The organism is Marinimicrobium alkaliphilum (assembly GCF_003259155.1).
In the GTDB taxonomy this organism is placed as follows: domain Bacteria; phylum Pseudomonadota; class Gammaproteobacteria; order Pseudomonadales; family Cellvibrionaceae; genus Marinimicrobium_A; species Marinimicrobium_A alkaliphilum.
Window position 1 is genome coordinate 398,846 of sequence record NZ_QGMQ01000004.1, and the last position, 24,222, is coordinate 423,067.

18 protein-coding genes are annotated in these 24,222 nt (G+C 58.6%); 6 read left to right on the plus strand and 12 right to left on the minus strand.

The window, feature by feature from the left end:
• Positions 1-59: 59 nt before the first annotated feature.
• Complete coding sequence (locus tag DKW72_RS09135; RefSeq protein WP_232522362.1) at positions 60-1,082, minus strand: MraY family glycosyltransferase; 1,023 nt, start codon at positions 1,080-1,082, stop codon at positions 60-62.
• Positions 1,079-1,996: an NAD-dependent epimerase/dehydratase family protein gene (locus DKW72_RS09140; RefSeq protein ID WP_111642037.1), complete on the minus strand. Its 918-nt coding sequence runs from the start codon at positions 1,994-1,996 to the stop codon at positions 1,079-1,081. The genes DKW72_RS09135 and DKW72_RS09140 overlap by 4 nt, the downstream gene beginning before the upstream one ends.
• 53 nt (positions 1,997-2,049) lie before the next feature.
• On the opposite strand from DKW72_RS09140, the gene DKW72_RS09145 reads away from it, so the two are divergent.
• Complete coding sequence (locus DKW72_RS09145; protein WP_157960445.1) at positions 2,050-2,856, plus strand: glycosyltransferase; 807 nt, start codon at positions 2,050-2,052, stop codon at positions 2,854-2,856.
• A 295-nt stretch (positions 2,857-3,151) separates the two neighbouring features.
• Here the strand turns inward: DKW72_RS09145 and rfbD are convergent, their stop codons facing one another.
• From rfbD to DKW72_RS09165, 4 genes are all read right to left on the minus strand, one after another.
• Positions 3,152-4,015, minus strand: coding sequence for a dTDP-4-dehydrorhamnose reductase (gene rfbD, locus DKW72_RS09150; protein ID WP_111642039.1), 864 nt, complete (start codon positions 4,013-4,015; stop codon positions 3,152-3,154).
• A gap of 398 nt (positions 4,016-4,413) precedes the next feature.
• The gene (locus tag DKW72_RS09155; protein ID WP_111642040.1) at positions 4,414-6,993 is read right to left on the minus strand and encodes a glycoside hydrolase family 9 protein; all 2,580 of its coding nucleotides are present in this window, start codon (positions 6,991-6,993) and stop codon (positions 4,414-4,416) included.
• Positions 6,994-7,275: 282 nt separating this feature from the next.
• On the minus strand, positions 7,276-8,730 hold the full coding sequence (gene gnd, locus DKW72_RS09160; protein ID WP_111642041.1) for a decarboxylating NADP(+)-dependent phosphogluconate dehydrogenase: 1,455 nt from the start codon (positions 8,728-8,730) through the stop codon (positions 7,276-7,278).
• 132 nt (positions 8,731-8,862) lie between these two features.
• Positions 8,863-9,000 carry a DUF2256 domain-containing protein gene (locus DKW72_RS09165; protein WP_332835788.1) on the minus strand — a complete coding sequence of 46 codons (138 nt, stop codon included), beginning with the start codon at positions 8,998-9,000 and terminating at the stop codon, positions 8,863-8,865.
• A 94-nt stretch (positions 9,001-9,094) separates the two neighbouring features.
• Between DKW72_RS09165 and DKW72_RS09170 the strand changes: the two genes are divergently transcribed.
• The 5 genes from DKW72_RS09170 (at position 9,095) to DKW72_RS09190 (ending at position 15,386) form a co-directional block, all read left to right on the plus strand.
• Positions 9,095-11,326, plus strand: coding sequence for an FdhF/YdeP family oxidoreductase (locus DKW72_RS09170; protein ID WP_111642043.1), 2,232 nt, complete (start codon positions 9,095-9,097; stop codon positions 11,324-11,326).
• 113 nt (positions 11,327-11,439) lie between these two features.
• Complete coding sequence (locus DKW72_RS09175) at positions 11,440-12,444, plus strand: DUF2169 family type VI secretion system accessory protein (RefSeq protein ID WP_111642044.1); 1,005 nt, start codon at positions 11,440-11,442, stop codon at positions 12,442-12,444.
• Positions 12,445-12,448: 4 nt separating this feature from the next.
• A complete protein-coding gene (locus DKW72_RS09180) occupies positions 12,449-13,669 on the plus strand; it encodes a TIGR02270 family protein (protein ID WP_111642045.1) in 1,221 nt (406 codons plus the stop codon).
• Positions 13,666-14,712, plus strand: a complete 1,047-nt coding sequence (locus DKW72_RS09185) for a hypothetical protein (RefSeq protein WP_111642046.1) — start codon at positions 13,666-13,668, stop codon at positions 14,710-14,712. Before DKW72_RS09180 ends, DKW72_RS09185 begins: the two co-directional genes overlap by 4 nt.
• 17 nt (positions 14,713-14,729) lie before the next feature.
• Positions 14,730-15,386, plus strand: a complete 657-nt coding sequence (locus DKW72_RS09190) for a DUF4150 domain-containing protein (protein ID WP_111642047.1) — start codon at positions 14,730-14,732, stop codon at positions 15,384-15,386.
• A 70-nt stretch (positions 15,387-15,456) separates the two neighbouring features.
• Here the strand turns inward: DKW72_RS09190 and sucD are convergent, their stop codons facing one another.
• The 6 genes from sucD to DKW72_RS09220 all read right to left on the minus strand — a co-directional run bounded on the left by sucD (position 15,457) and on the right by DKW72_RS09220 (position 24,218).
• On the minus strand, positions 15,457-16,329 hold the full coding sequence (gene sucD / locus DKW72_RS09195) for a succinate--CoA ligase subunit alpha (protein WP_111642048.1): 873 nt from the start codon (positions 16,327-16,329) through the stop codon (positions 15,457-15,459).
• Positions 16,330-17,496 carry an ADP-forming succinate--CoA ligase subunit beta gene (gene sucC / locus DKW72_RS09200; protein WP_111642049.1) on the minus strand — a complete coding sequence of 389 codons (1,167 nt, stop codon included), beginning with the start codon at positions 17,494-17,496 and terminating at the stop codon, positions 16,330-16,332.
• A 139-nt stretch (positions 17,497-17,635) separates the two neighbouring features.
• Positions 17,636-19,078 (minus strand): dihydrolipoyl dehydrogenase, encoded by a 1,443-nt coding sequence (gene lpdA / locus DKW72_RS09205; RefSeq protein ID WP_111642050.1) that lies wholly within the window; start codon positions 19,076-19,078, stop codon positions 17,636-17,638.
• 107 nt (positions 19,079-19,185) lie between these two features.
• Positions 19,186-20,421, minus strand: coding sequence for a 2-oxoglutarate dehydrogenase complex dihydrolipoyllysine-residue succinyltransferase (gene odhB / locus DKW72_RS09210; RefSeq protein WP_111642051.1), 1,236 nt, complete (start codon positions 20,419-20,421; stop codon positions 19,186-19,188).
• 48 nt (positions 20,422-20,469) lie between these two features.
• Entirely contained in the window at positions 20,470-23,298 is a 2,829-nt protein-coding gene (locus DKW72_RS09215) for a 2-oxoglutarate dehydrogenase E1 component (protein WP_111642052.1), read from the minus strand.
• A gap of 215 nt (positions 23,299-23,513) precedes the next feature.
• Positions 23,514-24,218, minus strand: a complete 705-nt coding sequence (locus tag DKW72_RS09220; RefSeq protein ID WP_111642053.1) for a succinate dehydrogenase iron-sulfur subunit — start codon at positions 24,216-24,218, stop codon at positions 23,514-23,516.
• Between the last annotated feature and the right edge of the window lie 4 nt (positions 24,219-24,222).

Genomic DNA, 24,222 nt, shown 5'->3' on the forward strand with positions numbered 1-24,222 from the left:
ATTAGGCGCAGCCGTAATCCGACAAAAGCGCCACACAGCCACAAAGAAGCACCCGAGGTCTACCGCGGCGTCACCAAACCGGCACCTGACCGGTAAAACACCACCAACAACGGCACATAGGCCGCCAACACCCCGACCACCCCCTCAACCGGCCCCGCCACCACCGCCAGCGCCCAGGGCAGCAACCAACACACATTGATCGCGCCGTACAGCAGGGTCACCCGCCGGTGTCCGTAACGCTGGGCCAGGTGCTGGTACGCATGACTGCGGTGCGCCTCGTAAAAGCGCTGCCCGTGCAGGACACGACGCACCAGGGTGAGCGTGGCATCGACAATAAAGCTCCCCAGCAGGATCAGCCAGGCCCAGAACAGCACCGGATCCACCTGGGCGGCCAACACCGACAGCAGGCCCAGCTGCAAACCCACAAAACCGCTGCCGGCATCGCCCATAAAAATCTTGGCGGGCGGATAATTGAGGACCAGAAACCCCAATACCCCGGCCCCGAGTGCCAACATCGGCAACCCATTGCCCGGGCCTGCAGGCACCCACCAGAACAGCAGGACACCGGCGAGACAGACTGTCAGCGCCTCGACCCCGGCTATGCCGTCGATACCGTCCATAAAGTTATAGAGGTTGAGCAGCCACACCAGATACACCAGCACCAGCGCCTGCAGCAGCCAGCCCCAATCCAATGACCAGCCCCACAGCATCAGCGGTGGCAGGCCGCCGAGCCAATAGAGGCCCCAGGCCGCCCCGGCAAAGTGCGCCAGCAGACGCCAGCGCGCCGCTATGTGGCCGTGGTCGTCAAGCCAGCCGATCAGCGCCACAATCGCGCCACCGCCGACCATCGCCATCACCACGGGCAACGCCAGCCAGTCCAGCAACCCCAGGACCACCAGCGCCATCGATACCGTCACCACGATGGCCACGCCGCCACCGCGCGGTGTGGGCACGGAATGACTGCTGCGGGCATTGGGGATATCCAGCAATTGTCTGTGCACGGCATAGGCGCGCAGGCCCCAGGTCAGCAACGCACTGGCCAGGAGCACACTCCCCATAAACAGCAACAACCACAGCATCATGGACTTTTCTCCTTGAACGTCTGATCGGTGGGCAGCGGCGCCCAGCCGAGGCGTGTGCGGGCCTTGCGGCAGTCCACCTGCAGGGAGCCCAGCAACCGCTGCGCCAGTCCGGTGCGCCCGAGCAGGGTCAACATCAGCCGCAAAACCGGACCGGGCACGGGCACCAGACGCGCACGGCGGCCGGTGGCACGGGCCATTTTTCGCAAGAGCTGTGGGGTCGACAGGTCGTCATTATCGCTGGCGAGAAAGAGCTGATGGGCGGCGTCGGGGTGGTCCGCGCAACACACCAGCAAAGTGACCATGTTCTCCAGCGCCAACAGGCTGCGGCGATTGTTGATCGCCCCAAACGGCAATGGCAGGCCGCGCTCAAGCCAACGCTGCAGGCGCGCCAGATTGCCCTTGACCCCGGGGCCGTACATGAGCGGCGGGCGGACAATCACGATCTCCATACCGGTTTCCTCGCCCAGCGCCCAAAGGCCCTGCTCGGCGTCGTATTTGGACTGGGCATAGTCGTCCTGCGGCGCCGGCGCACTGGATTCGGTAAACACCTGGCCCGGCGCGGTGGCCTCGCCATTGACCTTTATCGTGCTCACAAAAACAAAGCGCCGGCAGCCACGCGCTGCTGCGGCGCGCGCCAGGGCCAAGGTCAGTGTGACATTGGTGCGCTGATACTCGGTGCGCGGATCCGTCGCCGTCTCTGCCAGAACATGGGCCCGACCGGCCAGGTGAATAAGTACAGGCGGCAGTTTTTCTGGCAGCAAACCTGTGTCGCCCGCAAGCAAGCCTTCCAGTGCCGGCCGCTCAATAATCTGAAATTTCCGCGGGCACTGACTGAGGTGCGCGTGCAGTGCCCGACCGACAAACCCTGACGCACCGGTGAACGCAAGCTCGCACTTTTCCCCCTGCACTGACACTGACCACCCCTTAGGCTAGAATGGCCGCTCGATTGCCAGCGACCAGGATTACGATGAGCCCGGATTACACCACAAGCCCTGCCCCCGCGCCAGCCCGACTGTTTATCTCGGTGGTGTCGCACCACAACGCCGAAGAGATTATCAACGCCCTGCAGCCACACCGCTTCGTAGGGCCACATTCCCAGGTGATTCTGCTCGACAATCGTCCGGAAAAATCCCTTGCGCACTATGCCGCTGATCATCAATTGCACTACTTGAGGAATGAGCAGCCTCAAGGTTTTGGCGCCAATCACAACCGGGTATTCCGGCATTGCTGCGACCATCTCGGGCTGGTCCCCGAGCGGGATGTCTTTTTAGTAGTGAACCCGGATGTGGTGTGCGGTGCGAGAGCGCCAGAGCAACTTGCCCAGGAGATGCTTGCCCACGAGGCCGCCATCGGTGCGCCCAACCTGTTCAAAGACGAGGCCATGACCCTGCATGAGCAGTCGGTGCGCCGTTTTCCCTATCTGTGGGACCTGCTGCCATCATTCCTGATGCGCCGCAACCGCACGGGTATTGATCGCGCGCGGGTGACGGAGCCAGTGGCGGTGGACTGGGCGTCCGGCGCCTGCCTGGCGATCAGGGGGGATGTGTTCAGGCAGCTTGACGGGTTTGATGAGCGCTACTTTCTGTATTACGAAGATGTGGATTTGTGCTGGCGGGCGCGGCGGGATCTGCAGGTACCCGTGTGGTATTTTCCGAGTGTGAAGTTGGTGCATACCGGCAAGCGGGCCAGCCACGGGTTATTCAATCGCCATTTGTGGTGGCACCTGAGCAGCGCCCTGCGATTCGCGCGCGTGCGGCATTTGGGTGGGCGGTGATTTGACGTTTTTACAAAACGCGGTGCCACAGGTGTCGGATTACGCTGCGCTAATCCGACCTACTGGATACACCGTGCCATCGCTCACCTAGGTCGGATTAGCCGAAGTTGTAATCCGACAAAACAGCACCCAACCCAGTACAACGTGCCAATGCACAAGTAGGTCGGATTAGCCGAAGGCGTAATCCGACAAAACAGCACCCAACCCAGTACAACGTGCCAATGCACAAGTAGGTCGGATTAGCCGAAGGCGTAATCCGACAATAACGCGACGGAAATAAACCCGAGCCCCCGCATCACGATCGCGCCAACGCATCCAACATCTCCGCCAACTGATGCCGCCAATGACGGTTTTCCAACTCGAAGGTCGCCAGGGTATCGCTCTTATCAAGCACACTGAATGCCGGGCGAACGGCCGGTGTCGGATAGGCCGTCGAGGCGATGGCCTGTATCGGAATGCGCTTGTCGAGCAACCCCAACTCCAGCGCCAGGTCCTGAATCGCCACGGCGAAATCATACCAGGAGGCCACACCACCATCGGTCCAATGGTAGCAACCACCGGGCACCTTACGTAGCACCCCGGCCCACAGCATCTGTGCCAGGCCGCGCGCCCAGGTCGGGGAGCCCACCTGGTCGACCACGACACCGAGCGTCGGCTTCTCGGCCATCAGGCGGAGCATGCTTTTGACAAAATTACTGCCTTGCACGGAATACAGCCAGGCGGTACGGACAATCAGCGCTTCGGGCAGAATCCGCGCCACGGCGCGCTCGCCCGCGAGCTTGGAAGCACCGTACACCCCTTGGGGATTGGGCCAGGCATTCGGCAAATAAGGGCTGCTGTTCTGGCCGTCAAAGACAAAATCCGTGGACACCTGAATCATTCGGGCACCCACCAGTTTGCAGGCCCGCGCCAGATTTTCAGCCCCCTGACCGTTGACTGCATAGGCGCCTTCGACGTCGCTTTCCGCGTCGTCCACGGCGGTATAGGCCGCCGCATTGATCAGCCAGTCCGGGTGCTCGGACGCCAGTAACTGCTGGCAACCTTCGGCATCGGTAATATCCAGCAGGCTGCGCTCCGCGCGCACCAGCTCGATGCTGGCCGGCAGGGTCTGCGCCAACTCCCAGGCGAGCTGACCACCACCGGTAACCACGACCTTCATAGGGGCTCCTCACGTATTGACCGCAAAAGCGCGAGTATAGCAGGCAGGAGGAGTTTGCACCGTGGCTGGCCGGGTATCAAGCGGTGGCGGGGAAACGGGTGACGCTGGGTCGGGATGGGTGCCTCAGGTGTCGGATTACGCCCTACGGGCTAATCCGACCTACTGGAAACAACCCACCATCATCCAGTAGGCCGCACCATCGTTCGAGCAGGTCGGATTGGGCACAGCCGTAATCCGACAAAGTCGCACCCATCCCGGGCCAACGCGCCATCGTGCGAGTAGGTCGGATTAGCCGCAGCCGTAATCCGACAAAAGCAGCACCCATCCCGGACCAACGCGCCATTGCTCAGGTAGGTCGGATTAGCCGAAGGCGTAATCCGACAAAGCCGCACCTAAACTTAAGGTTCCAACAACCGGTGTACTGCATTGGCCAGGAACAGATAACTGGCACCCACGGTAATCACATACTCGTTTTGGCCCCAAAAGAACGGCCAATTGTCCTTGTTCTCCGGAAAGTCCGGCGACAGCACCAGTATCCCCGGAACAATACCACCGGGTACGAATGAGAAATCCGCGCGATTCATGCCGTAGGCAATGGTTTGCGAGTCAGCCCCGACACCGGAAACAAAGGAATAGTTGGACGCCGGGTGTTTACCCAATACAAAATCGAAACTGCGGAACACCAGATCCGCCTCGACAATGTCGGGGAATGCCTGATGCAGCCAGTAGTTGGCGATCCCAAAACTGATCACCGTACCAGCACCCGCCCAACCGCCGCGGGTAATGGGTACACCGAAGGGGTTTTCCTCATCGAACTCGCGAATGTCTTCCCGGTACTGACGGGCCAGGCGCTCCAGTTCATTCCGGTAGGCCTCATCCATATGTGGCAAGGCGCGGACCAGCATAAAGGCATTGAAGCGGAAACGCTCCTCCACTTCGGGCAACAGTTCGTGGATGGCGCGCGCAAACCGCGGCTCGCCGGTGGTGACCAACAATTCGACCGCGAGCTTGAGTTTTTCCTCCTCAATACGACCGCCGGTGGTATTGCCAAACCGATAGGTATTGGGTTCCCGGTTGGCCTCGTAGTCCCACACCCCAAGCGCGGTTTCCAATGCCTCGTCCGCCAGTTCATCGTCGTAACCGCGCAGCGCCCTGCTGGCCGCGGTCAACGCCGCCGACGAGCCATAGTTGAGGGCCGTGGTGTTGGTGGTGAAGGCCCAACGATCATCGAAGCGACCACTGCGATCACCTTCGGAAACCGGTGCCGGCTCCATTGGCGTCGGATCGTCTGTTGAGGGTAAATACATGTCCCCCGGATGGCGTTCATCCGCCAGAGGGTCGAGCGACGCGTCGTAGATTTTATTGTCGGTCTTGGTAATACCGTCGCCCAGGTGCGGATACTGGTAGAGCCGCCCCGCCACAATACCCGGGATCGCGTGGCCGATGGCCCGGTACTGGGCGATCAATGCCAGGGTGCCGTGCTCAATCTGCTGGATGATATCCGACTGACCGTCAGGGCGATGGATCTCGGTGTAGAGCCGATCCTGCATCACGGTGGTGTTGTCGCGGTCGATATTGAACTGCTCCCAGGCATGCACCAGGTGCTGGACGGTAAAGTACTGGGACTGGGTGCGAATATCGTAGTCGCCCGCATCGTACCAGCCACCGTAATTCAGGCCCGGGATGTGCTCGAAGACGTCGAAGTCGGTGTCGGTACTGTCGCCGTGGGCGTAGAGGTCAAAGTGCTCGTAATCCGGCGGCGCCTGCAGGGCATCATCAAGGTGAGAAGCACCGTGCCAGACCCGGTAGGCTTCGCGCACTTTCATGTGGTCCATCTGCACGGGGAAGAAGACGTCCAGGGTCAGGTGCCAGGTGTCCTCATGCACCCGGGGATCGATACGGAACGCCTTGGTGGTCTGGTCACCGTATTCCAACTGATACAGACCGGGCTCACGCACCTCGGAGAAGTCGTATTGATAATAGCGATAACGCAGGTAATCGCCCCAGGATTCGGGCGCGGCCTGGTGAGCAACGGAGCGACTGCCATCGCTGTGTACGCGCATCAGACGTACTGAAGATTCGACCCGATCGTTGCGATCCAGCTCGATCACGGCCTGTTTGGGCTGCGCCGGGTGGTAACCCACCTGGGAATAGCTCACCACAGGCTCGCGGGTCCAGTCGGGCGCCGCATTGGCAGTCAGTTCCCAGGCAATCACCTCGCCGGAGGCACCTTCGGGAATCACGCTGCGCACCACATACCAGCCATTCTGCGCTTTGTTGCGACCGTCGAAAAGCATCAGGGTGTTGTCACCGGTCAGTTCACGAATGGTGACTTTGCGCATTGAGTCTTCTGGTGCCAACACCAGTTGGCCGCCCCGTGCGAAGGCCACGGGTTCAGTCAGACCGTCATCGGTAACCGCCATGGGGCCGGCCGGATGACGCGGAAACTGACCGGAGTGCTCGTCCATCAGATAGGATTTACCCCAGTATGCGGCTGGCAAAAACTCCATATTGAAGCCCGCTTTTCCCGCCAACGCCGATGGTAGAGGCTCGTCCAGGTGCACACTCAGATGGACGCTACCGTCATGAGCGGTGGCCCGTACCTGATAGGTGAAATTGTGCTCGGGATAGCTGAGCGTGGCCGTGATGGTGCCCGCCTCCGCGTCCACCTGACGCTCGACCAGCTCGCCCATGCCATCCCACTGCTCAGGTGTGTTCAGCAAGCGTACGTCGCCATTGGTGGCCGTGCGCTCACCGTGGTGGATCAGCTCAATGCCGCTGGTTTTGGCATCAAAGAACATGCCCCCAGGGGCGTTACTGAACGCCAGGACGTTCACGCCCGGACGCTCGAAGTATTCGAGCTCGGAGAGTTTCAGGGCCGAGTCGCGTGTGTCCTGGGTGGCACAGGCGCTGATGCCGCCCGCTACGGCCAGGGAGCCGATTAACGGCCAGAATAGAGATTTCAGACGTGTTCTCATTATCACTCCTTATTTTCATTGTGACTATTATCAGTGGCAACCATAGCCTATGGCTTATGGGATTGCGAGGGGGGGAGCGTTAAGGAGCGTAAATGGCGATAGGATCAGGTGGCTGGAGGCGGTGTGCTGATTTGGGTTGGGTACCTCAGGTGTCGGATTACGCCCTTTGGGCTAATCCGACCTACTGGAAAGTGGGGTGCGTTGGGTTGGGTGGGGGTGCCTCGGTGTCGGATTACGCTGCGCTAATCCGACAGTTGAGGCACCGCACCTGGTGCGGAGGGTTTATGCGTTGTAGGTGGTCGATGCGGTATCCCCGCCGCGACCGGTCCAATTGGTGTGGAAAAACTCACCGCGATCGTGGTCGATCCGCTCATAGGTGTGCGCGCCAAAGTAATCGCGCTGCGCCTGGAGCAGGTTGGCGGGCAAGCGCGCGGTGCGGAAGCCGTCAAAATAGCTGAGCGCCGAGGTGATCGCCGGGGCCGGAATACCCTGGGTCAACGCGGTCGCAGCGACGCGACGCCAGCCCGCCTGGGCGTCTTCCACAGTTTTGCGGAAGTAATCGTCCAGCAACAGGTTTTCCAGCTCCGGGTTTTTATCAAAAGCGTCTTTGATGTTCCCCAGGAAGGATGAGCGGATGATACAACCACCGCGCCACATCAGCGCGATACCGCCGTAGTTCAGGTGCCAGCCAAACTCTTTCGCGGCTTCGCGCATCAGCAGGTAGCCCTGAGCGTAAGAGATGATTTTCGACGCGTAGAGTGCGTCTTTCAAATCCTTGATCAATTGCTTCTTGTCGCCGTCAAAGGTGGTCTCGGGGCCTTTGACCACTTGCGACGCTTTGACACGCTCGTCTTTGCGCGAAGAAATACAGCGCGAGAACACGGCTTCGGAAATCAGCGTCAGGGGAATACCCAGGTCGAGCGCAACAATACCGGTCCACTTGCCGGTGCCTTTCTGCCCGGCGGTGTCCAGAATCTTGTCGACCAGCGGCTCACCGTCGTCGTCTTTGTACGCCAGGATATCGCGGGTGATTTCAATCAGGTAGGAATCGAGGTCGCCCTCATTCCATTCGGCGAACACCTCGTGCATTTCGTCAGCGCTCATGCCGAGCACATCCTTCATGATCTGATAGGCTTCACAGATCAACTGCATGTCGCCGTATTCGATGCCGTTGTGGATCATTTTCACGAAGTGGCCTGCGCCGCCCTCGCCTACCCAGTCACAGCAGGGGCTGCCGTCGTCCACTTTGGCGGAGATGTCCTGCAGGATGTCTTTGACGTGGGGCCAGGCTTCCGGAGCGCCGCCGGGCATAATGGATGGACCGGTCAGAGCACCTTCTTCACCACCGGATACGCCGGTGCCGATAAACAGCAGGCCCTTTTCTTTCAGGTAGTCGGTACGCCGATTGGTATCCGGGTAGTGGGTATTGCCACCGTCGATAATGATGTCGCCCGGCTCCAGATGCGGAATCAGCTGTTCAATAAAATCATCGACCGCTTGACCGGCTTTTACCATCAGTTTGATTTTGCGGGGCTTCTCCAGGGAAGCCACCAGCTCTTCAATTGAGGCGGCGCCGCGGATTTTCTTGCCTTTGGCCCGACCGTCGAGAAAGCTTTCCACTTTTTCGACAGAGCGGTTGTAGGCAGTGACCGTATAGCCTTTGCTCTCCATATTCAGGATGAGGTTTTCGCCCATAACGGCGAGGCCAACCAAACCAATATCAGACAATTCTTTCATAGCATACCGTTTTTTAGTCAGTGTGTTGGGGTGTTTCTCTCTCAAGGGCGGCAATTGTAACCGATGGCGGCAAAATTTTCTCGCCATACGCTGTCATGCCGCTAAGCTATTGATTTTTAAGGAACCACTGGGTCAGCGCGCGCGACGACAGCGCTCTGAGCAGTAAATAACCCGCGCCCAGTCCCGGCGCCACTTTTTACGCCACGCAAAGGTCAGACCGCACTTCGGGCAGGTTTTTTGGGGCAAATCCGCTCGCTTGCGCATTTTCATCGCCTGTCACTCTCCCATGACCGTTATTTCACGTATTGCACACCCGAGCGTCAGAGCCTAGTCTGAGAGGATAACCGTTGTCTGGAGCCCCCCAATGTCTCGCCCCACCCCTGCGCCTGATAGTGAAAACGAAACAGAAACCGTCAAGATCGTTGGGGGCGGCCCCAAGAAGGTGTTGTATACGCTCAAAACCCTCACCCGGATCGGACTTTTAAACAGTACCAAGGCACTCAAGTCACACAACACCTGTAAGGCCTGTGGCCTGGGTATGGGCGGCCAGCGGGGCGGAATGACCAACGAGCTGGACGAGTTCCCCTCAGTGTGCAACAAAAGCATTCAGGCCCAGTCCACAGATATTCAGCCACCCATCCCCGAGGCGCTGTTCGAACACACTCTGGATGACTTTCGGGCACTCTCTGCACACGAACTGGAACACCTGGGGCGCCTCGATACCCCACTGTATAAGCCCGCTGACGCCAACCACTACCGCCCTATCACCTGGGATGAGGCGCTCGCGCTGGCCGCCGAGCGCTTCGTCAAGACTGCGCCTGACCGCAGCTTCTTTTACGCCTCCGGACGTTCTTCTAATGAAGCCGGATTTGTACTTCAACTGCTCGCTCGACTGTACGGCACCAATAACGTCAACAACTGCTCCTACTACTGCCACCAAGCCACCGGCGTCGGTCTGGGCAACGCGTTGGGAACCGGTACCGCCACGGTGAGCCTCGAAGATGTGGGCGGTGCAGATCTGATCTGGGTCATTGGCGCCAACCCGGCGTCTAACCACCCACGCTTCGTCCATCAACTCAAAAACTGTCGCGAGCGTGGCGGCCAGGTACTGGTGGTCAACCCCGCCAAAGAGCCGGGACTGGTGCGTTTCTCGGTCCCCAAAAGCGCCAAATCCATGCTCAGCGGCGGCAGTTGGATCGCGTCTAGGTATGTTCAACCTAAAATCGGGAGCGACCTGGCGCTGCTCCAGGGCGTTGCCAAGGCACTTATCGAGGCCAATGCCATCGACCAGGCATTCATCGACCAATACACCGACGGTTTTGCCGACTATTGCGCCAGTATCGCCACCACAGACTGGCCCCTGATTACCGAACTCACCGGCCTTGAGAAAGCCGAGATCGAAGCGCTGGCCAGCGATTACGCCCGTGCCGAAAAAGCGATTTTTGCGTGGGGTATGGGCATTACTCACCACCGGCACGGCGTCGACAATGTTGAGGCCATCGCCAATCTGGCGCTGTTGCGGGGCATGCTCGGCAAACCCTCCGCCGGGCTTCTGCCCCTGCGTGGCCACAGCAATGTTCAGGGCATCGGCACCATTGGGGTCAAACCGGTGTTGAGTGACGATGTCCTGAGTGCGCTGGAAACGCATTTGGGCGTCGAGCTCCCGCACGCAGTCGGGATGGATACCCTCGCCTGCCTAGAGGCCGCCGACGGGGGTCAAATAGGTGCCGCGCTGATGATGGGCGGCAACCTCTACGCCGCCACTCCGCATGCCGAATTTGCGCGCCGCGCCCTGGACCGCATTGGCTTCAAGCTCTATTTGACTACCACCCTGAATCGGGGCCATGTGACCGGCATGGAGCACTCGGAGGCGCTGATATTGCCGGTGACTGCGCGCGATGAAGAGCCACAAAGTACCACCCAGGAGTCGATGTTCAACTATGTGCGCCTGAGCGACGGCGGCATTCAGCGCCTGCGCCAGGCACGCTCGGAGGTGGGGATTCTCGCAGATTTCGGGTCACGCCTGCTCAAACGGTACGCACCTGCACTGGACTTTGGCGCCTTCAAACAGCATAGGCGCGTGCGCGAGGCCATTGCCGCTACAGTCCCGGGCATGGCGCAGCTGCGCGAGATCGATCAGAGTAAAGAGGAGTTCACCATCACCGGGCGACTGCTACGCGAACCGCAATTCAATACCCCCACCGGCAAAGCACGCTTTCACAGCCACCCGTTAAAAGCGCGCGCCGAATCGGCATACCCTTTTATCCTCGCCAGTATTCGCAGCGAAGGCCAGTTCAATTCCATTATTTACGAGGAAGCCGATAGCTACCGCGGCGCCGAACACCGCTGGTGCATTTTTATCGGTGCTGAAGATCGGCGACACCTCAAACTACGCAAAGGCGATACGGTGACACTGCGCTCCCCTTACGGCGTTATGAAAAACCTGACTGTCGTACCCTTTGATTTGCCGCAGGGCAGTCTGATGGCTTACTACCCGGAGGCCAATGTCCTCATTGGCACCGAACGCGATCCCCGCAGCCAAACACCGGCGTTCAAATCTGTGTCGGTCGCCATCGACCAAATGCCTCCGACCTGAAAGCGTGACTGACGTCATACTTTTGGCAATTGAAGACGACGAAGGTTTGAGCCATGGCCCGGGTTGCGGCAGAATTGCACAAGCGACAACCGCTGGGGTGCGGAAGCCCCTGAATGGACGAGTTTTACGGACAAACGTTGAAAGGATCAATGGTCGAGCTATCCAACAAAACCCCCTTTGCTGCCCACTACCTGCTGCTTCCCGACACGCGGGGCGTAGATACCCTCTTTGTCAACGTTGCGGCCCGCTTCCACATCGGTGCGCAATGGGTCCTGTGTGAAACACCAGCCGAACTGCTGACTGAAGATTGCTACTGGGGCGAACCGGGCCAGTCCAGTCTGCGTCAGCCGCTCGATACCCACACCGGCAAGCTCGCGACCGACATTGCCATTGCCGGTAACGCCTGGGCACCCGGCGCCAAACCCGTAGGCCGGATTGATGTGTCCGCGCGCGTCGGCAACCGGCAGAAAACCGTTAGCGTCTTTGGCGACCGGGTGTGGGACAACCGGCGTATCAGCGCCCCCGAACCTTTTACCACCAAGCCTCTGCGCTATGAAGGTGCCTATGGTGGCCCCGGCTACCCCGCCAATCCCGTTGGCACAGGCTATTTTGACGACGATACCGACGAAGCGGTCAACGGCAGCCCGCTGCCCGCCATTGAGTGCGCGCGCGATCTGATTCAGAACCCCAAAGACCGTCCGGCGCCGGCGGGCTTTGGTTTTATCGCGCCCCACTGGTACCCCCGAGCCGACTTTGCCGGCACCTACGATCAACAGTGGCAAGAAACCCGTGCCCCTTACGTCCCCCTGGATTTCAATCGGCGCTTTCTCAATGCAGCGCACCCGGATTGGATCTACGACGGCTTTTTACAAGGAGGTGAGCCTGTTGAGCTGATCAATGCTCACCCCGAAGGCCCGTTACGCTTCGAGCTTCCCACAGTAAAACTGGCGGCTAGGGCCCAGTTTCAGCGTGAAGTCGTGCGAGAACTGGCGTTCAATCTCGAAACGGCAGTCATCGATACCGATGACCTGACGCTTCACCTGTGCTGGAAAGCCAGTACCCCCTGCAGCAATGCTTTCTCGCGTCTGCGTAATCTGACCGTAACACTGCGCCGGTGACGCCATGACCCTTGCCCTCAAAGCCCGGCAGTTCAGCCATGTAATAGAGCAGCACCTCGAAAGCGCGGCGTTTCTGTGGTTACTGCGAGCCCAGGCGGTCAATCAGAGCCACCACACACCGGATACTCTGGCGCGCCTTGAAAGCCGCATCGACAAACACCTAAAAGGTCTCTATCTGGCACCCGCCATTGCCTGGGAGTGCACACTGGAAGCCGCCCGCGACTTTCAAGAGCCCGGCGAGTTGTTTGTCCTGACCTCGCTGGCGCTGCACGCGGACTGCCCCCAGAAAATCGCTCTCGCATTGGCCATGAGTGCCGAAAGTGATGAAGGCCGAAAAGCCGCTGTCTCCGCCCTCGGCTGGCAAGACAGCGCCCGGGTTTACCCCCACCTGAGGGCGTGGGTCACCAGCACCGATCCCTATCTCCGTTATTTGGCGCTGTCGACCAGCAGTATCCGACGCCTGGATCCCAAAACCTATCTCAACCAGGCACTGCAAGACAGTGCAGACCTCACGTTGCTGGCCCGCGCGCTGCGCTTGGCCGGCGAGCTCGGTCGATGCGATGTACGAGCGCTACTGGCACATTGTTTTGATCACGATGATCAGACAGTGGCCTTTTGGGCGCACTGGTCAGCGGCTCTTCTGGGGGAAGCGCATCACTGGGAGGGGTTTTCCCGCTTTGTCACAGAGCCTGGACCATTTCAGGAGCGCGCAATTGCGCTGGCCTTCCGTGCACTGCCCATTGATCGCGCGTGGGCCTTGATCAATGAGTTGATCAATAGCCATCAGGATCAGCAAGCTATTATTGCCCTCGGCGCATTGGGGGATCCACGCGCGGCGGGCTGGTTGCTCACGCGTATGGACGAGCCCCAGCTCAATGCCATTGCGGGTGAAAGTTTTACCTTGATTACCGGCTTGCGCGCCAATACCGAAACCTCTCCCGCCCAAGATGACGATAAGGATACCGACCTCGCGCCGATTGAAGGATACGACGAGCTCCCGCCCGCAGATGGCGAGCGCCTGGCAGCCCTGTGGCACAGCGAACGCCCTGCTCTGGTCGCAGGTCAGCGCCATATTCTGGGCCAGCCGCGCGAACCGACACGACTTGATCACCTGCTGAATCACGGCCATCAGAAACAACGGCTTGGGGCTGCTTTAGACCTTGCTCTCATAGGTGCAACACCCCTGCTTGTAAATGCCAAGGCACGTCAGGCGGTAGCGTTATGAGCAGATTGTACCTTTGTGCCAACCGCATACTGACCCCTTTGGGGGCCGACCCCGCGATGGTACAGGCTGCCATGGATGCCGGCCTGAGCGCCTATCAACGATGCCCCCTACTGGGTCGAGATGAACCCGAGATACCGTTCGCGCCAATTCCCGACGATGCCCTGGATGCCACTCTGCCACCGACACTGCCTGGACTGAGCCCTCCCCAGAAACGCCTGCTGACCATTGCCGCGAGCACCCTGGGCGGGTGGGCTGCCGAGCTCCCAGAACAACCCCTGCCGCTATACCTTGCGGGGCCAGAACCCTACTACCAACCGCCATTGATCACCCGACAGTTTATCGACCACCTCACCGAGACCACGGGGCTCAATATTGACCAACGTCACAGTCGTTACTTCGGCAGTGGCCGCTGCGCAGCGATTGAAGCTATTCAAGCGGCCGGACGAGCCCTGGAAGCCAGCGGTTCGCCCTATATCCTTTTAGGCGGTATCGACACCTTTTATGACCCCCGCACCCTGGGCCTTCTGCAACGCGACTTCCGGCTAGCCGGTGAAGGCAGCTTTGATGGCTTTGTACCCGGCGAGGCGGCTGGCTTTCTTTTGCTCTGCAGCGCCGATGCCCCTCATGCCCAGGGCGGTGCAATGCTCGCTGAATTGGGCACACCCAGCCTGGCCTTTGAAAGCGGACATGTGGGCAGCGAGCAACCCTACACGGCCGAAGTCTTGGCCGATGTCTGCCGCCAAAGTGCCTCAGCGCTCGGTGAGCTTGTCGACACCGTGTACAGCCCGGAAAACGGCGAGCTTCACTACCACCGGGAGCTAAGCGTGGCGTGGATTCGTTTACAGAACCGGCTCGCATCCAATGCCAGCCTTCACCGCCCGGCCGAACATCTCGGCGATACCGGCGCTGCCTACGGTGTCGTGGCGATTGCACTCGCCAACCAACGCTTGCAGTCCCAGGAAAGTCAGCACGTCCTCATCGGCGCCTCATCGGACGGCGGCCCCCGGGGTGCGCTCACCCTCAGTGCCATCAACCGGTCATAACACCTCAAGGAGAGACTATGTCCAGCAGCGTTTTTGCCAACAACCGCAATTGCAGCCACAAAGGCAGTGGTGACAAATCCCTTTGCACCGCCCCGGATGTGTGTAAGACCCCTATCGGCACCGGCACGCCGCCCATCCCCTACTTTGTCTCCAGCCATGCCAGCAACCTCGGAAAAACTGCCGGAAGCGTGAAAGTCGACGGCAACCCGGTGGCCATCGCCAGCTCCGAGCACAGTCAATGCATGGGCGATCAGGCGGGCACCGCAAAAGGCTTGATCTCAAGCACCACCGGTGACAAAACCGCCTTTATGAGCTACTCCTTTGACGTCAAAGCAGAGGGGGAAGGGATTGCGCGGCATATGGACCTCACCAGCATGAATAACCGCAACACGGTGGGCATGAATCTGGGCACAATGACGCCGCCGGTGATGAGTGACCTGAGCACCGATGAGGTGGAGGACATCTACACCCTGCGCTTCAAGCTCGTGGACAAATTCGGACAACCGATAAAAGGAGTCAACTACAAAGCAGTTCCTGCCGGCGATACAGATAAACTGCAGGTACCGGATGGCAGCACCAACGCCCAAGGCCAAACCATGATCACGTCTACCCAACAGGACGAGGAAATCGACCTGCATTTCACCTGGGCCAAAGTGACGGTTAAGAAGTCTTAAGCTGCGGGCACAAAAAAGGGGGAAGCCTTTGGCTTCCCCCTTTTATTCCCAACGGTACTAACCGTTCAACTTACCAACCGGTAGCTTCTTGCAGAGCGTTACCGATCTCGGCCAAGCTGCGGACGGTTTTTACACCGGCGTCTTGCAGCGCCGCAAACTTATCATCAGCCGTACCTTTACCGCCGGAGATGATTGCGCCTGCGTGCCCCATACGCTTGCCAGCAGGTGCAGTCACGCCAGCAATGTAGGAGACAACCGGCTTGGTGACGTTTGCCTTGATGTAGGCCGCCGCCTCTTCTTCGGCCGTACCGCCAATCTCACCGATCATGACGATAGCTTCGGTAGCGGGATCTTTCTCGAACAGCGCCAGGATATCGATAAAGCTCGAACCCGGAATCGGGTCGCCGCCGATACCGACACAAGTAGACTGGCCGTAACCGAAGTCGGTGGTTTGCTTGACCGCTTCATAAGTCAGAGTGCCCGAGCGGGAAACGATACCCACTTTGCCCGGCTTGTGGATGTGGCCCGGCATAATGCCGATTTTGCACTCACCCGGTGTGATCACACCCGGGCAGTTCGGGCCGATCAGACGCACGCCCAGCTCGTCGCATTTCACTTTGGCGTCGAGCATATCGAGGGTGGGAATACCTTCAGTGATACAAACGATCAGTTTGATGCCACCGTTAGCCGCTTCCAGGATAGAATCCTTACAGAAAGGAGCCGGCACGTAAATCACCGACGCCTCTGCACCGGTAGCTTCAACAGCTTCGGCTACCGTATTGAACACCGGCAGACCCAAATGCGTTTGACCGCCTTTACCCGGGGTAACGCCACCGACCATTTTAGTACCGTAAGCAATCGCTTGCTCAGAGTGAAATGTACCCTGTGCGCCAGTAAAACCCTGGCAGATCACTTTAGTGTCTTTGTTAATCAATACGCTCATTTATTTGCCCTCCGCTGCTTTAACCACTTGCTGAGCAGCGTCAGTCAAGCTGGTGGCGGCAATGATGTTCAGACCACTGTCCGCCAGAACTTTGGCACCCAGCTCGGCGTTGTTGCCTTCCAGGCGCACGACCACCGGCACTTTTACGCCGACCTCTTCAACCGCACCGATCACACCTTCGGCGATCAGGTCACAGCGTACAATACCGCCGAAGATATTGATCAGTACCGCCTTGACGTTGTCGTCAGAGAGAATGATTTTAAACGCTTCAACCACACGCTCCTTGGTCGCGCCACCGCCTACGTCGAGGAAGTTGGCCGGCTCACCACCGTGCAGCTTCACAATATCCATGGTGCCCATGGCCAGGCCGGCGCCGTTCACCATGCAACCGATGTTGCCGTCGAGGGCTACGTAGTTGAGCTCCCACTTGGCCGCACGTGCTTCGCGGGCATCTTCTTGCGTGGCGTCGTGCATTTCTTTCAGGTCGGGGTGACGGAAAAGCGCGTTGCCGTCGACCGCCACCTTGGCATCCAGGCAGTGCAGATCGCCAGCCGGGGTGATTACCAGCGGGTTAATCTCGATCAGTGCAATGTCCTTGTCCTTGAACAGCTTGGCCAGGCCCAGGAAGATCTGTACGAACTGCTTGACCTGCTTACCTTCCAGACCCAGTTTGAACGCCAGCTCGCGACCTTGGTAGGGCTGAGCACCCACCAACGGATCAATGATGGCCTTGATGATTTTCTCGGGAGTCTCTTCAGCAACTTTCTCGATCTCAACGCCACCCTCGGTGGAAGCCATGAAAACGATGCGGCGAGTGGCACGATCAACGACAGCGCCCAAGTACAACTCCTGGTCGATATCGGTGCAGGGCTCGACCAGAATACGGCTGACCGGCTGACCCTTTTCGTCTGTCTGGTAGGTCACCAGATTGTTGCCCAACCACTTGCGCGCAAATTCTTCGATTTCAGACTTGGTTTTGACCAGCTTTACACCGCCGGCCTTACCGCGACCGCCCGCGTGCACCTGGGCTTTGACCACATACGCATCACCACCGATTGTGTCGGCAGCCGCAACGGCCTCGGCAACGGTTTCGGCGGCTACGCCCTGAGAAACCGGCAGACCATATTGGGCGAAGAGCTGTTTGCCCTGATATTCATGCAAATTCATGACTGTGTTCCATTTAACGGGTGTTAACGGAGTTCTTCTCTCTCAAACTCATTAACAGTGAGTTAGCGATGGCAGGTCGCCGAAGCGCCCTGCCCCCAATGAATAGCCCGGCACTCGCCGGGCCGTTCGCGTTTCATTATTATTTGCGCTTCTTCTTGTTGGCAACGTGGATGGCATGACCATGCACCGCCAACGCAGCTTCATGAACCGCTTCGGACAGAGTCGGGTGACCAAACACCATCATACCCAGATCCTCAGCACTGGAGCCAAACTCCATGGCAATGGCGACCTGCTGTACCAGGTCGGCCGCGCTCGGGCCCACAATGTGGCAGCCCAAGATGCGATCGGTATCGGCGTGGGCAATGATCTTGACCAGGCCGGCGGTTTCGTTAGCGGCCATCGCACGACCACTGGCAGCAAACGGGAAGGTGCCGATATTGTACGGTTCACCGTCCTTCTTGACCTGCTCTTCAGTACGACCGACAGACGCGATTTCCGGGTGCGTGTAAATCACGTTCGGCACCACATCATAATTCATCTGGGTCTTCTGACCGGCGATACGCTCGGCGACCATCACGCCTTCTTCAGACCCTTTGTGGGCCAGCATCGGGCCGCGCACGACGTCACCGACAGCCCAAACGCCCGGCGCGTCCGTGGCACAGACTTCATTGACGTGGATAAAGCCACGCTCATCCAGGTTGACGCCACTGTCACCAGAGAGCAGGCCTTCGGTATAGGGGCGACGCCCCACACAGACAATCAGCTTGTCGAAGGTTTCTTTCTGATCCTTGCCGTCTTTGTCCGTGTAGGTCACGGTCACTTTCTTGCCTTTCACTTCTGAGCCTGTCACGCGACAGCTCATGCGAATATCCAGGCCTTGCTTGCTCAAAATCTTGAAAGATTCTTTCGCAATCTGCTGATCCATGACTGCCAGAAAGTCATCCATCGCTTCGAGCACAACCACATCTGAACCCAAACGAGACCAGACAGAGCCGAGCTCCAGGCCAATAACACCGGCGCCGATAACACCCAGACGCTTGGGCACCTCGGTAAATTCCAGCGCGCCTGTGGAGTTGACGATGACCTTTTCGTCAACCGGGGCAACCGGAATATCGATCGGGCTGGAGCCAGACGCCAGAATCACGTTGTCGGCTTCCAGGGTTTGGGTTTTGCCATCGTGATCAGTGTACTCGACTTTTTTACCGGACAGCAGCTTGCCAGTACCGAACAGGCTGGTAACACCATTGGCTTTAAACAACGCGCCGATACCACCGGTCAACTGTTTGACGATATTGGCTTTGCGCTCGATCATCGAGGGCACGTCAATACCTACATCCTTGGTGGTGATACCGTGAACTTTCAGTTCTTCTTTGGCTTCGTGGTATTTATAGGAGCTGTCGAGCAGCGCCTTGGACGGGATACAACCCACGTTCAGACAAGTGCCACCATTGACACCTTTGCCTTCTTCATTGCGCCACTTCTCAATACAAACCGTTTTCAGACCCAGCTGCGCAGCGCGGATAGCGGCCACGTAGCCAGCGGGGCCAGCACCAATTACAATCACATCGTACTTGTCAGACATAACCTTGTTCCTAAATTTGGACTCTTTGCACCCCTGCAAATGCAACGGCGCATTAAACATTGAGGGCGACTCGCGCCCTCATCCGCACACGGCTTGACGAGCCGCTGTTATATTTCCAGCAGCAAGCGTGCCGGGTCTTCAAGCAGATCTTTGATCGTTACCAGGAACTGCACGGCTTCTTTCCCGTCGAGCAACCGGTGATCGTAGGACAGCGCCAGATACATCATCGGCAGAATCTCAACCTTGCCGTTGACCGCCATCGGGCGCTCCTGGATTTTGTGCATACCCAGAATGGCTGATTGGGGCAGGTTCAAAATCGGTGTAGACAACAACGAACCAAACACACCACCGTTGGTGATCGTAAAGGTGCCGCCGGTCATCTCTTCAATGCTCAACTTGCCGTCACGAGCGCGCAATCCGAAATCGCGAATGGTGCTTTCAATGTTGGCAATACCCATATTCTCGGCATTGCGCAGCACCGGTACGACCAGACCTTTTTCGGTGGATACCGCAACACCCACATCTTGGAAGCCGTGATACACGACATCATTGCCATCAATGGAGGCATTCACCGCAGGGAAACGACGCAACGCTTCAACCGCCGCTTTCACAAAGAAGCCCATAAAGCCCAGACGGGTACCGTTGTGTGTTTTCTCAAACTGGTCCTTGTACTTGGCGCGCAAGTCCATGATCGGCTTCATGTTGACTTCGTTAAACGTTGTCAGCATGGCGGTGCTGCTGCTCGCCTCAAGCAGGCGCTCAGCAATACGTTTGCGCAGGCGGGTCATCGGCACACGTTTTTCGTGACGCTCGCCTTCGGCTTCCGGTGGCGGTTCAACTGCCGCGACCGGTGCTGCAGTACCACCCTTGGGCGCATCTTTAAGGAAGCTGGCAACATCCTCCTTGGTCACGCGGCCATCTTTGCCGGTACCCGGAATCTTATTGGGATCCAGATCGTTCTCGTCAGCCATTTTGCGTGCCGCCGGGCTCAGAATTTTATCGCCATCGTCGGTGACATCTTCTTTCTCTTTGGCTTGCGCCTTGCCTTCGCTCTTCTCTTCTTTGGGAGCCTCTTTATCATCACCCTTGCTGTCGCCGCCCGCAGCGCCTTCAACAAATATGGCAATCACTTCATTGCTCTCAACAGTATCGCCTTCATCTTTCATGATTTTTTCGATGCTGCCGTCGGCGGGGGCAACAACTTCGAGCACCACCTTGTCAGTTTCAATGTCGACAATCAGCTCGTCACGGCTCACGGCCTCGCCAGGCTTTTTGTGCCAGGTGGCGATAGTGCCGTCCTGGACTGACTCGGGAAATTGTGGGGCTTTGATATCTATGCTCATTACGGTTCCTTGGCTCTCGCTATCGGTGTCGAATTCTTACACTGAGCGTTAAACGCTCAGTGCCTCGTCGATGAAACGCTTCTGTTCTTCAAGGTGGACAGACATATAGCCTGACGCGGGTGCGGCGGACGGTGCCCGGCCCACATACTCCAAGTTGATCTTGGGATGGGTTTCACCGATGACCCGACGCATATGGTGCTGACTGCTATACCAGGCGCCCTGGTTCTGCGGCTCTTCCTGGCACCAGACAATATCCTTAAGTTTCTTAAAGGGCTGAAGCACGGTCTTGAGCTCCGCCTCCGGGAAGGGGTATAACTGCTCCAGGCGTACCAGTGCGACATCGTCCTGACCGCGCTCCATCCGCTCCTCCAGCAAATGATAATAAACCTTGCCACTGCACAAAACGACACGCTTGGCCTTGGCAGGGTCGATGTTGTCATCGCCCAGAACATTGTGGAAGTGGCCATTGGCCAGATCTTCCAGACTTGAGGTCGCCAACTTGTGACGCAGAATCCACTTGGGACTCATGACAACCAGTGGGCGACGCATCGGACGAATGGCCTGGCGGCGCAGCATATGGAATACCTGCCCGGGCGTGGTCGGGATACACACCTGAATATTGTGCTCGGCACACAACTGCATGAAACGCTCAAGGCGCGCCGAAGAATGCTCAGGCCCCTGCCCTTCATAGCCGTGGGGCAGCAACATGGTCAGACTGCACAACCGCCCCCACTTGTGCTCACCACTGGTGATGAACTGGTCGATAACCACCTGTGCACCATTGGCGAAATCCCCGAACTGCGCTTCCCAGACAATCAGCGCATCGGGCGTAGTCGTCGAATAACCGTACTCAAAGGCCAGCACGGCCTCTTCCGACAAATACGAGTCATAGAGATCAAAAACGGGCTGGTCGTCGCTCAGATGCTGCAGCGGCGTATAGCTGGTGCCGTCTTTCTGGTTGTGCAAGACCGCGTGGCGGTGGGAGAAAGTGCCTCGCCCGATATCTTGGCCAGTCATGCGCACGCCGTAGCCCTGATCGAGCAAGGTGGCGTAGGCAAGCGTTTCCGCCATGCCCCAATTGATGGGCAGGGAACCGGCCGCCATTTTTTTGCGATCTTCGTAGATCTTGCCAACCTGCTTCTGCACCTGAACGCCATCGGGGATGTCGCACATTTTGTTGGCCAGCTCTTGCAGGCGCTTGAGCGGAAAGCCGGTATTGCCTTCAGCAGTCCAATCATGACCCAGGTAAGGTGACCAATCCACAAACAGGCTGCTGTCCGGCTCACTGACGAGGCCTTTGGCCACGTGCTCCCCGCGATCCAGCGTCGCCCGATATTCTCTGGCCATCTCGTCAACCTTGTCCTTGTCGACCACACCTTCGGCAATCAGTCTATCGGCGTAAAGTGTCCGGGTCGTCTTTTGCTTGCGGATGACCTTATACATCAATGGCTGAGTCGCAGACGGCTCATCCGTCTCATTGTGGCCGCGGCGGCGATAGCACACCAAATCAATAACCACGTCCTTCCCAAATTCATAGCGATAATCGGTCGCCAGCTGCGCCACAAACAGTACTGCGTCCGGGTCATCACCGTTGACGTGAAAAATCGGGCACTCGATCATCTTGGCGACATCGGTACAATATTCGGTGGAGCGCGCATCATCGCGGCGGCTGGTGGTAAAACCCACCTGGTTGTTGATCACCAGATGCAGCGTACCGCCGGTGCCGTAGGCCCGGGTCTGAGACATCTGAAAGGTTTCCATAACCACGCCCTGACCCGCGAAGGCGGCATCGCCGTGAACCACGATGGGCACAACCTTATCGCCTTTCTTGTCGTCACGGCGGTCCTGGCGTGCACGCACGGACCCCTCGACCACCGGAGAAACGATCTCCAGGTGCGACGGGTTAAAAGCCATGGCCATATGCAGCTCGCCGCCCGGGGTCATGACATTGGATGAAAAACCCTGGTGGTATTTTACGTCCCCGGAGGTGTCAACCAGGCGCTTGCCCTCAAACTCTTCAAACAGGTCCGACGGGCGCTTACCAAACACATTGACGAGGGTGTTGAGGCGGCCGCGGTGGGCCATCCCTAGAACGATCTCCTTGGCACCTTTACTGCCCGCACGATTGACCAGCGCGTCCACCAGCGGGATAAAGCTCTCACCGCCTTCCAGACCGAAGCGCTTGGTACCGGGGTATTTGCTGTCGAGGTGCTTTTCCAGACCTTCAGCCGCCGTCAGACGCTCGAGTACAGCGAAGCGTTGCTCCGGGCTGTGATCCGGGGCGGAACGCACGCTTTCCAGACGCTGTTGAAGCCACTGCTTCTCGGACAGGTTGGTGATGTGCATGATCTCGGGGCCGATATGGCCACAATAGGTCTGCTCCAGGGCATCGATGATTTCGCTGAGCTTGGCTTCGTCCTTGCCAATAAAGAGCGGACCGGTCTGGAATACCGTGTCCAGGTCAGCACTGGTCAGGCCGTGGAAGCCCAGCTCCAGATCCGGCACCTGGGAACGTTCCATGATACCCAGCGGATCAAGCTTGGCTTTTTGGTGGCCTCGAAAACGGTAAGAGCTGATCAGCTGTACAACCTTGACTTGCTTACGCTCATGCTCAACGCTGCCAGCCGAGGCGCCATCCACCACGGCTCGCGGCCGGCGCTTGCCGAGTTGCTCAAAGTGTGAGCGGACGACCGAGTGAGGGGTATCCTGAGTCACGACGCCATCGACCCGGGGCAACTGCTCAAAATAGTTACGCCATTGCTCGGGCACGGCATTCGGATCGTGAAGATATGTGTCGTAGAGCTCTTCGACGTAGGCCGCGTTGCCGCCGGAGATGTGCGACGTGCGCCAGTATTGCTCCATGATGCTGTCTTGCATTACACCCACCTTGTCATTGAGGCCCGCCGGGGATGTCCCGCCACTCCTCCTATTTTAGCTACTAAAACACGCTCTGCTTGTGGCAGGCGTGCCGCTTTTGTTCTGGTGTGACCGCCGCTCCGGCAGCGGATACACAAATGCGCCACAGCACCGGCGGGCTCGGCCGGCGGGGGTGTGGCGCACTGTTACTCAGGTTTCGCTCATGTCGCCGCGGATCAAGTCCCGCTGCGCAGTAACATGTTGCGAATGTGTCCGATGGCCCGCGTGGGGTTAAGCCCCTTGGGACAAACAGAGACACAGTTTTGGATACCGTGGCAGCGGAACACGCTGAACGGGTCATCCAGGCTGCTCAGGCGCTGCTCAGTGGCGGTATCGCGGCTGTCAGCCAGGAAGCGATAAGCCTGCAGCAGTCCCGCCGGACCGATGAACTTGTCCGGATTCCACCAGAAAGACGGACAGCTGCTGGAGCAGCAAGCGCACAGAATGCACTCGTACAGTCCGTCCAGTTTGGCCCGCTCTTCCGGCGACTGCAAGCGCTCAATGGCCGGCGCCGGCGTATCGTTTTGCAGAAAGGGCTCAATTTTCTTGTACTGATCGTAGAACTGGGTCATGTCGACCACCAGGTCCCGGATCACCGGCAGGCCGGTCAGCGGGCGAACCACCAGCTTGTTGTTCTTCACCGCCTCTGACAAGGGGGTGATACAGGCCAGGCCGTTCTTACCGTTGATATTCATGCCATCGGAGCCACACACGCCCTCGCGACAGGAGCGGCGATAGGACAATGTCTGGTCTTGCGCCTTAAGCTTCTCCAGCACATCCAGCACCATCAGGTCCTTGCCCTGGGTATCCAGCTCATAGGACTGCATGGACGGCGCTTTGTCCGTCTCGGGGTTGTAACGATAGATTTCTACCTTCAACATCTTT

What these genes read in the sequence shown, in the direction of transcription:
- DKW72_RS09180 (WP_111642045.1), top strand. Translation starts at nt 12,449, where the DNA reads ATGACCCTTGCCCTCAAAGCCCGGCAGTTCAGCCATGTAATAGAGCAG.
- sucD (WP_111642048.1), bottom strand. Translation starts at nt 16,329, where the DNA reads ATGAGCGTATTGATTAACAAAGACACTAAAGTGATCTGCCAGGGTTTT.
- lpdA (WP_111642050.1), bottom strand. Translation starts at nt 19,078, where the DNA reads ATGTCTGACAAGTACGATGTGATTGTAATTGGTGCTGGCCCCGCTGGC.
- sucC (WP_111642049.1), bottom strand. Translation starts at nt 17,496, where the DNA reads ATGAATTTGCATGAATATCAGGGCAAACAGCTCTTCGCCCAATATGGT.
- DKW72_RS09175 (WP_111642044.1), top strand. Translation starts at nt 11,440, where the DNA reads ATGGACGAGTTTTACGGACAAACGTTGAAAGGATCAATGGTCGAGCTA.
- DKW72_RS09215 (WP_111642052.1), bottom strand. Translation starts at nt 23,298, where the DNA reads ATGCAAGACAGCATCATGGAGCAATACTGGCGCACGTCGCACATCTCC.
- DKW72_RS09135 (WP_232522362.1), bottom strand. Translation starts at nt 1,082, where the DNA reads ATGATGCTGTGGTTGTTGCTGTTTATGGGGAGTGTGCTCCTGGCCAGT.
- rfbD (WP_111642039.1), bottom strand. Translation starts at nt 4,015, where the DNA reads ATGAAGGTCGTGGTTACCGGTGGTGGTCAGCTCGCCTGGGAGTTGGCG.
- odhB (WP_111642051.1), bottom strand. Translation starts at nt 20,421, where the DNA reads ATGAGCATAGATATCAAAGCCCCACAATTTCCCGAGTCAGTCCAGGAC.
- DKW72_RS09155 (WP_111642040.1), bottom strand. Translation starts at nt 6,993, where the DNA reads ATGAGAACACGTCTGAAATCTCTATTCTGGCCGTTAATCGGCTCCCTG.
- DKW72_RS09185 (WP_111642046.1), top strand. Translation starts at nt 13,666, where the DNA reads ATGAGCAGATTGTACCTTTGTGCCAACCGCATACTGACCCCTTTGGGG.
- gnd (WP_111642041.1), bottom strand. Translation starts at nt 8,730, where the DNA reads ATGAAAGAATTGTCTGATATTGGTTTGGTTGGCCTCGCCGTTATGGGC.
- DKW72_RS09190 (WP_111642047.1), top strand. Translation starts at nt 14,730, where the DNA reads ATGTCCAGCAGCGTTTTTGCCAACAACCGCAATTGCAGCCACAAAGGC.
- DKW72_RS09165 (WP_332835788.1), bottom strand. Translation starts at nt 9,000, where the DNA reads ATGAAAATGCGCAAGCGAGCGGATTTGCCCCAAAAAACCTGCCCGAAG.
- DKW72_RS09220 (WP_111642053.1), bottom strand. Translation starts at nt 24,218, where the DNA reads ATGTTGAAGGTAGAAATCTATCGTTACAACCCCGAGACGGACAAAGCG.
- DKW72_RS09145 (WP_157960445.1), top strand. Translation starts at nt 2,050, where the DNA reads ATGAGCCCGGATTACACCACAAGCCCTGCCCCCGCGCCAGCCCGACTG.
- DKW72_RS09170 (WP_111642043.1), top strand. Translation starts at nt 9,095, where the DNA reads ATGTCTCGCCCCACCCCTGCGCCTGATAGTGAAAACGAAACAGAAACC.